Annotated in this window: 10 protein-coding genes; 4 read left to right on the top strand and 6 right to left on the bottom strand. The window is 33.6% G+C overall.

Features of this window, described 5'->3' with window-relative positions; translation table 11 throughout:
* The 4 genes from P8M54_RS09450 to P8M54_RS09435 all read left to right on the top strand — a co-directional run.
* Positions 1-746, top strand: a 746-nt coding sequence (locus tag P8M54_RS09450) for a phosphoenolpyruvate carboxylase (protein ID WP_300287571.1), incomplete at its 5' end; no start/stop codon positions are given.
* A 9-nt stretch (positions 747-755) separates the two neighbouring features.
* The gene (locus P8M54_RS09445) at positions 756-1,271 is read left to right on the top strand and encodes a DinB family protein (protein WP_300287570.1); all 516 of its coding nucleotides are present in this window, start codon (positions 756-758) and stop codon (positions 1,269-1,271) included.
* Between the two features lie 62 nt (positions 1,272-1,333).
* A complete protein-coding gene (locus P8M54_RS09440; RefSeq protein WP_300287569.1) occupies positions 1,334-1,573 on the top strand; it encodes a hypothetical protein in 240 nt (79 codons plus the stop codon).
* Positions 1,573-1,977: a PIN domain-containing protein gene (locus tag P8M54_RS09435; protein ID WP_300287568.1), complete on the top strand. Its 405-nt coding sequence runs from the start codon at positions 1,573-1,575 to the stop codon at positions 1,975-1,977. The genes P8M54_RS09440 and P8M54_RS09435 overlap by 1 nt, the downstream gene beginning before the upstream one ends.
* A gap of 129 nt (positions 1,978-2,106) precedes the next feature.
* Here the strand turns inward: P8M54_RS09435 and P8M54_RS09430 are convergent, their stop codons facing one another.
* From P8M54_RS09430 to P8M54_RS09405, 6 genes are all read right to left on the bottom strand, one after another.
* Positions 2,107-2,583, bottom strand: coding sequence for a DNA-deoxyinosine glycosylase (locus P8M54_RS09430; protein ID WP_300287567.1), 477 nt, complete (start codon positions 2,581-2,583; stop codon positions 2,107-2,109).
* 4 nt (positions 2,584-2,587) lie between these two features.
* On the bottom strand, positions 2,588-4,702 hold the full coding sequence (gene recQ, locus P8M54_RS09425) for a DNA helicase RecQ (RefSeq protein WP_300287566.1): 2,115 nt from the start codon (positions 4,700-4,702) through the stop codon (positions 2,588-2,590).
* A gap of 85 nt (positions 4,703-4,787) precedes the next feature.
* The gene (locus tag P8M54_RS09420) at positions 4,788-5,198 is read right to left on the bottom strand and encodes a DNA primase (protein WP_300287565.1); all 411 of its coding nucleotides are present in this window, start codon (positions 5,196-5,198) and stop codon (positions 4,788-4,790) included.
* 10 nt (positions 5,199-5,208) lie between these two features.
* A complete protein-coding gene (locus tag P8M54_RS09415) occupies positions 5,209-6,180 on the bottom strand; it encodes a deoxyhypusine synthase family protein (protein ID WP_300287563.1) in 972 nt (323 codons plus the stop codon).
* A gap of 96 nt (positions 6,181-6,276) precedes the next feature.
* Entirely contained in the window at positions 6,277-7,671 is a 1,395-nt protein-coding gene (locus P8M54_RS09410) for an arginine decarboxylase (protein ID WP_300287562.1), read from the bottom strand.
* 54 nt (positions 7,672-7,725) lie between these two features.
* Positions 7,726-7,946 (bottom strand): hypothetical protein (locus tag P8M54_RS09405; protein WP_300287561.1); only part of this gene is annotated, 221 nt, incomplete at its 5' end.

Below are 7,946 nucleotides of genomic sequence, written 5' to 3'. Positions count from 1 at the left end.
TAACGAATCAAGTATTTAGTAAAGAACAAAATAAAATGTCTAGCGCCAATAAAAAGGTATTGGATCAATTGGCTAATTTAGGGTATACAAAGTACTTAAGTTTTAAAAATCATCCTAAGTTTATTCCTTATTTAGAAAAGATGAGTACTTTAAAATACTACGCTAAAACAAATATTGGTAGCCGACCATCCAAAAGGAGTAAGTCGGACCAACTTGATTTCAAAGATTTAAGAGCGATTCCATTTGTAGGTTCTTGGAGTCAGTTGAAACAAAATGTCCCAGGTTTCTTTGGTGTTGGTTCTGCTTTAAAGCATTTTGAAGAAACGGACCAATGGCATAAAGCACAAGAGTTGTATGATAGTTCGATGTTCTTTAAAACGTTACTTGAAAATAGTATGATGTCGATGGCAAAGTCCTTTTTTCCGCTAACGGCCTACATGAAAAATGATCCCGAATTTGGTGAGTTTTGGCAAATAATATATGATGAGTTCTTAGAAACGAAGCGACTTTTATTGAAAATAGCAGGTCATAAAGAGTTGATGGAAAACTATCCTGATGGTATAGCTTCTATTCAAATAAGAGAGCGTATTGTATTGCCATTGTTGACTATACAACAATATGCTTTATTACGAATAAATGAACTTAATAAAGAAGCAGAAGTAAATGACGAACTTATAAAAGTTTACGAAAAAATTGTTACACGTTCCCTTTTTGGAAATACAAATGCAAGCAGAAACTCAGCCTAAAAATATAGTATGACTACAACTGAAGTAAAAAATACCGAATACGCTCCTTATTATTCCACTTATATTGAGAAAGCGAAAAATGTGGATATGTTGGAAGAATTAGAGATTTGTCTTCACGAATTTATAAAATTCGTGCAAAACATTCCAATGGATAAATTTGACTATCGCTACGCCGAAGGAAAATGGACTATCAAAGAAATCATTCAGCACATCATCGATACAGAGCGTATTTTTAGTTATCGCGCACTTCGAATTTCTAGAAATGACACTACTTCTTTACCTGGCTTCGATGAAAACGAATATGTAGTGAATACAGATGCTGATAGCAGACACTTACAAAGTTTACTAACTGAATTGTCTATTGTACGTCAAAGTACCTTGGCGCTTTTTAAAAGTTTTTCAAATGCACAACTCGAGCGTTTAGGCTTGGCTTCAAATACTACTATATCAGTTCGTGCCATTGGATTTATCTTGATTGGACATCAAAAACATCACCAACAAATATTCGAAGAGCGTTATTTGTAAGTTGCCAAAAATATTAGACCAAAAGCGGAAAAAATCATATCTTTGAATAAAACAGCACGAAAATGACTTTTACTGACAAAAAAATTATAGAAAATTACTTCGGATTATTCGAGAGTTTGAACTCTATGAGTAAACTTGAGTTGATTGAAAAGTTGACAAAATCTTTAAAAGCAGAAACTAAAAGTAAAGAAAATAATTTTTATAAATCTTTTGGTGCATTTTCTACCGAAAAAACCTCTGATGAAATAAATACAGAAATAAAATTAAGTAGAAAATTTAGAATTAAAGAAATTAAATTCTAATGAAATATTTACTTGATACTAATATCTGTGTACATTTTCTGCGTGGAAAATTTGAAGTTGATAAAATATTAAAAGGAAAAGGTGTAGAGAATTGTTATATTTCTGAAATAACTGTTTTAGAATTACGATTCGGTGCTGAAAATAGTCTTGATAAAGTTAAATCACATAAAGCCGTAGATATTTTTTTAAAAGGAATTGTAATAATTCCAATTTTTGGATCTATAAAAAAATACGCCGAAGAAAAAGTTCGCTTAAATAAACTGGGCAAACCTCAAAATGATGAATTTGATTTACTAATTGGTGTTACAGCCATAGAAAATAAATTAATTTTAGTAACCGAAAACGTTAAAGATTTCGAAAGATTTAATGGAATTGAAATCGAAAATTGGATTGTGCGTAAATAATACGTTTTCCAACAGCGGTTTGCATAAATGGCATGAAATATGCTGAAATCACGTCTTTCTTTCGCAAGAAATTTCATCTTACCGGAAAATAATCGTTAACAAAGCTGTCCTTGTGCTAGCCGCTTTCACTTACTTTAAACCGCTTGACCAAAGCGCTAACTTAGTTTCAAAACGCATTGTGTTGGCGGGACTCGTAGAAGGCATCACATAATAAGTGATGCCTTCTAATTGTCCATATTTTTTATAAAAATAGCGGTGGCTTTCTTTACCATTAAAAAGGAGGGTACTAATCTTAGTATAGAGTTGGAACAAGGTATGAAAATCATTTTCAGTTTGATTTTTGATAGCTATGTCCAAGCTTCCTTGGCGGTCGCAATTTTTAAGAACGTCCCAAAGTCCTATATTTTTGGACTGTAGCACGCTTATTTTATCCTTGTACTCTATCGGTTCGGTAGTGATGTCAAAATGCGCGTAAATTATTTTCCAAAAATTATTTCTTGGATTTCCGTAATACTGTTGCTTTTTTAATGAGGCCACGCCAGGGATAGTTCCTAAAATTAGGATCTGGGTATTTTCGTTTACTATAGCTTCAAATGATTGTATCATGTATTTACAATGTCTCTTTTTCTTTTTCGATAAAAGCTAATGCTAATCTTATTTTGTCATAACTCAACTTTTCCTCTAAGTAATCATAATAGGGCTTCAAAGTCGTGGCGTTTTCTAACGTGATTTGAGTTTGCCTAATCAAAGCGATGTCAGCTTCTGAAATAAAGCTTGATAGATCAGTAATTGCTCCATCTACATAAAGTTTAGCAATATGAGAAATAACGGTACTAAGTCCTAGCTTTCGTTTGGTTGCAATTTCATCAATAGATAATCCACTATTGTACAGTTGTAGCGTTTCTTTGTAAGTACTAGCTTCTTTTTTCTGTTTTGTAACTTTGGTTTTTTGGAATTCAATTATAGCATTTATAAAAGGTTGTCCGTATTTTTCGAGTTTTACCTTTCCAACACCATCGATTGTAATCAATTCTTCCTCGCTCATCGGACGGTTGGTTTCCATTTGGCGTAAAGCCGCATCACTAAAAATCACATAAGCCGGCACTTCTTCTTTCTTTGAGATTTCGTATCGTAACTTTCTTAAGGTTTCAAAAAGAGAATTTGCTGTTGGTTTACTTTTTACACTTTTCTCCTCACTTTTTTCAAACGATGCTTTTTGTACCGTTGTTAATTGTACTTTTTCGCCGTTAAACAATACTTTTTGAGCAAATGGAGTCAGTCTAATTTTGTTTTGTTGGTGGAAGGCAATCTCACAGTATCCCAAATTAATCAACTGAATCAGGTATTGATTCCAATCAAACCAGGATATATCTTGACCTACGCCATAGGTTTTTAAATTTTGGTATTCCTTCTCGTATATATAGGCGTTTTTGGATCCTCTTAGGAAATCTACAATAACCGGAAGGGGTTCTGATTCTTGCAATCGTTTTATTGCTGATAATGCTTTTTGCGCGACAATCGTACCATCGAAAAAAGCCGGCGGATTTTTGCAAATATCGCAATTGCCACAATTGTCAGTTATAAGTTCCCCAAAATAGGAAAGTAGGATCTTTCTGCGGCAGCTTAACGCATCGGCATACTGTTTCATTCGTTCCAGTTTGGCTAATTGTACATCAGCGTTTAGTCCTTGTGAAGCAAATTTTTGCAACTGAATTAAATCTCCATAACTTTCAAAAAGCAAGGTTTCTGAAGGCAAGCCATCTCTTCCTGCACGACCAATCTCTTGGTAGTACCCTTCAATATTTTTCGGTAAATTGTAATGAATCACCCAGCGGACATTCGATTTATCGATTCCCATTCCAAATGCAATTGTTGCACAAACAACTTGGCAATCATCATTAATGAAATCATCTTGAGTAGCAGCACGTAAATTGCTTTCCAAACCCGCATGATACGCTTTAGCATTAATACCCGCTTTTTGTAATTTTTCAGCAAGCTCTTCGGTTGTTTTTCTGCTAAGGCAATAGATTATTCCTGATTGCGATGGCTTCTGCTGAATAAAATCTAAAATTTGTTTTACTCGATCTAAAGCGGGGCGAACTTCTAAACTTAGATTTTTTCGGTCAAATGAAGAAATAAAAGTTTGAGGTTCTCTTAAGTTTAATTGTTTGCTAATGTCCTTACGTGTAGCTTTATCTGCTGTTGCAGTTAAAGCTAAGATTGGAGTAGAAGGGAAGCGGTTTTTAAGGTAGCCTAGGTTGGTATAAGCTGGCCTAAAGTCATGACCCCAAGACGAGATACAGTGCGCTTCGTCAATTGCAATGAGACTCACTGTAATTCTGCTGAAAGTGTTTTCAAGATAGGATAAACTTTCAGGTGCAACATATACAATCTTCGTATTACCATCAATTAAATTTTGAATATGAATTGTCTGTTCGGCTTCAGTTTGACTACTATTGATATAACAAGCAGCTATACCGTTTGCTTTCAAGCTATCGACTTGATCTTTCATTAGTGCAATAAGAGGCGAAATTACGATGGTGATTCCATCAAACAATAATGCAGGTAACTGAAAGCAAATTGATTTTCCGCCGCCTGTTGGCATGATCGCTAAAGTATCTCTTCCGTTTAAAATAGATTGAATGATTTCTTCTTGATTCGGTCGAAACCTTTCAAATCCAAAATTTTGTTTTAAAACAGTATGTGTCTTTTCGGTTGTAATCATTTATAGGTACCTTTCGTAATCGTAGCATTTCAATTTAGTAATAAAAAAGGAACTCGATTAGGAGTTCCTTTTTTTACTATTTTTTTTAATCTTCGTCGTCATCGTCATCCTCGTCTGCGATATCAGCTTCGTCGTCATCATCATCATCATCATCGTCGTCATCGTCAGTTTCAGATTTTTTGATTCTATCGTCATCGTCGTCATCATCATCCATATCGTCATCTAGATCTAGACCTTTTGCAGGAATGATTGGTTCAATTTCATCATCAATCTCGTCATCTTCATCATAGTTTTCGATACGATCAGCAAGTTTGGTACTAACTTTAACAAGGTACATAGTGTCATCGGTACGTACTTCTACAGCTTCTACTAATTCGTTTTTAGCATTTCTAAAACGGATAATGTCTTCATCGTCATATCCATCAGGAAATTTTTCAACTAATAAGTTCAAAATTTCGTTTGTTAATTTGGCGTACTCAACAATAACTCTTCTCATAAAAAATGTATTATAAATCTAATAAATAAGCAAAAATTAATGGTGCTACAATAGTAGCATCGGACTCAATTATAAACTTTGGAGTTTTCATATCTAATTTACCCCAAGTGATTTTTTCGTTTGGAACAGCTCCAGAATACGAACCGTAGCTCGTTGTAGAGTCTGAAATCTGACAGAAATAGCTCCAAAACGGAACATCATGCATTTCCATATCTTGGTATAACATTGGGACTACACAAATTGGAAAATCTCCAGCGATTCCACCACCAATTTGGAAGAAACCAATTCCTTTAGCGCTATTTTCAGGATACCAACCAGCAAGGAAAGTCATGTACTCAATTCCTGACTTCATAGTTGATGCTTTCAACTCACCCTTAATTACGTAAGAAGCGAAGATGTTACCCATGGTGCTATCTTCCCATCCTGGTACAATAATAGGTAAATTTTTCTCAGCTGCAGCATACATCCAGCTGTCTTTTAAGTCAATTTCGTAATATTCTTCAAGAACACCAGAAAGTAACATTTTGTACATGAATTCATGTGGAAAATAACGTTCTCCTTTATCGTCAGCATCTTTCCATATTTTAAAAATATGCTTTTGCAAACGACGGAAAGCCTCATGCTCTGGGATACAAGTATCTGTAACTCTGTTTAGTCCTCTTTCTAATAAATCCCATTCATCTTGAGGCGTTAAATCTCTGTAATTAGGCACTCTTTCGTAGTGAGAGTGTGCTACAAGATTCATGATATCTTCTTCAAGATTAGCTCCTGTACAAGAGATAATATGAACTTTGTCTTGGCGAATAATTTCAGAGAAAATTTTCCCAATCTCTGCAGTACTCATTGCACCGGCCATACTCACCATCATTTTAGCTCCATTCGCTAACTGATCTTCATATGCTTTAGCAGCGTCAACTAAGGAAGCTGAATTAAAGTGCAAATAATGTTTTTTAATAAACTGGCTAATAGGTCCTTTACTCATTTTGTTGTATTTAAATATTTAAAAATCAATAATTTGAATACGTGAATTTCAAATATACTGATTTTTAGATTTACTAATTATCTATTTTTTATTATTTTATTTGTATCCTAAAATTTTTAAAACGTCTTCAGATGTCTGTTGCTCTGAAAATACTTCTGTAGCTAGAATTCCGTTTTCATCTCTATCAATTAAGATATGTTTAGGTTGCGGAATCAAGCAGTGGTGCAGTCCACCGTATCCACCAATAGTTTCTTGGTAGGCACCTGTATTAAAGAAACCAATATATAAGGGTTTGTCTTTATTGTATTTTGGCAAATAAATGGCATTCATGTTTTGTTCTGAATTGTAATAATCATCACTATCACAAGTCAATCCTCCTAAAAGTACCCGTTCGTATGTTTCATTCCAACGGTTAACCGCTAACATAATAAAACGCTTGTTTATCGCCCAAGTATCAGGTAAAGTCGTAATGAAAGATGAATCTATCATATTCCACTTTTCTCTATCATTTTGCTGTTTTTGGTATAAAATCTGATAGATTGCTCCACCGCTTTCGCCAACTGTAAACGAACCAAACTCAGTAAAGATATTAGGAACATCTACTTCAGCTTCATCACAAGCAATTTTAATTTGATTGATAATTTCATCAATCATATATTGATAATCGTATTCAAATGCTAGTGAATTTTTGATAGGGAATCCACCACCAATGTTCAATCCATCCAAAGTTGGACACTCTTTTTTAAGAGCGATATATACTTTAATACATTTTACTAATTCATTCCAGTAGTAAGCTGTATCATTAATTCCAGTATTGATAAAAAAGTGAAGCATTTTTAGCTCCAATTTGTTATTTTCTTGAATTTGCTTCTTATAGAAACTAACGATGTTTTTGTAACCAATTCCTAAACGAGACGTGTAGAACTCAAATTTTGGTTCTTCTTCAGCTGCAATACGGATTCCTATTTTGAATTTACCTTTTATTTCTGCTTGCAGAAGGTCTAACTCTTCGTAGTTATCGATGATTGGAATAGTGTTTTTATGTCCGTTGTTGATTAAGCGCGCGATGTTTTCAATGTATTGTTCTCTTTTGAAACCATTACATATTACATAAGTGCTTTTGTTAATCTTACCATTGGCCATTAAGTTTTCGACAATATTAATATCAAAAGCTGATGAAGTTTCGACGTGAATATTATTCTTGAAAGCTTCATTCATAATGAATTCAAAATGAGAACTTTTAGTACAATAGCAGTAGTAGTACTTAGCCTCATACTTGTTTTTCTCCATTGATTTTCTAAACCAACTTTTAGCTTTGTTGATATTGTTGGAAATTTGAGGAAGGTACGTGAATTTTAAAGGTGTACCGTATTTTTCTACTAACTTCATCAAATCGATGTTGTGAAATTGTAGGTTGTCTTTCTCTAGTTTGAACTCTTCTTGTGGGAAATAGTAGGTTTGATTGATTAAATCAGTATATTTAGTATTCATTTAGCTTGAAATTTTTAGATAGATTAAGTTAAAAAATATAAAATTTACTAAAATTCAAACTCTAATGTTAGCATAAATAATCTGAAGTTTTTCGTGTTCTACTTTTTGGTAATGAAAAATACCAAAATCAAAATTGTCCTTGAATGCATTAAAACGCTTCAACATCCTTGACAAAGACTTGTTATTTTGATTTTCGGTTGAGCTAGATGCTGCTCTTTTTTGCTTTCTTTTCATTACCGCAAATGTAAAAAATATTATGTACGCAATCCAATCCT

Source organism: Flavobacterium sp., assembly GCF_029242675.1.
GTDB lineage: Bacteria > Bacteroidota > Bacteroidia > Flavobacteriales > Flavobacteriaceae > Flavobacterium.
Note: the sequence above shows the minus strand (reverse complement) of the source record. Positions and strands in the feature narration are given on the sequence as shown.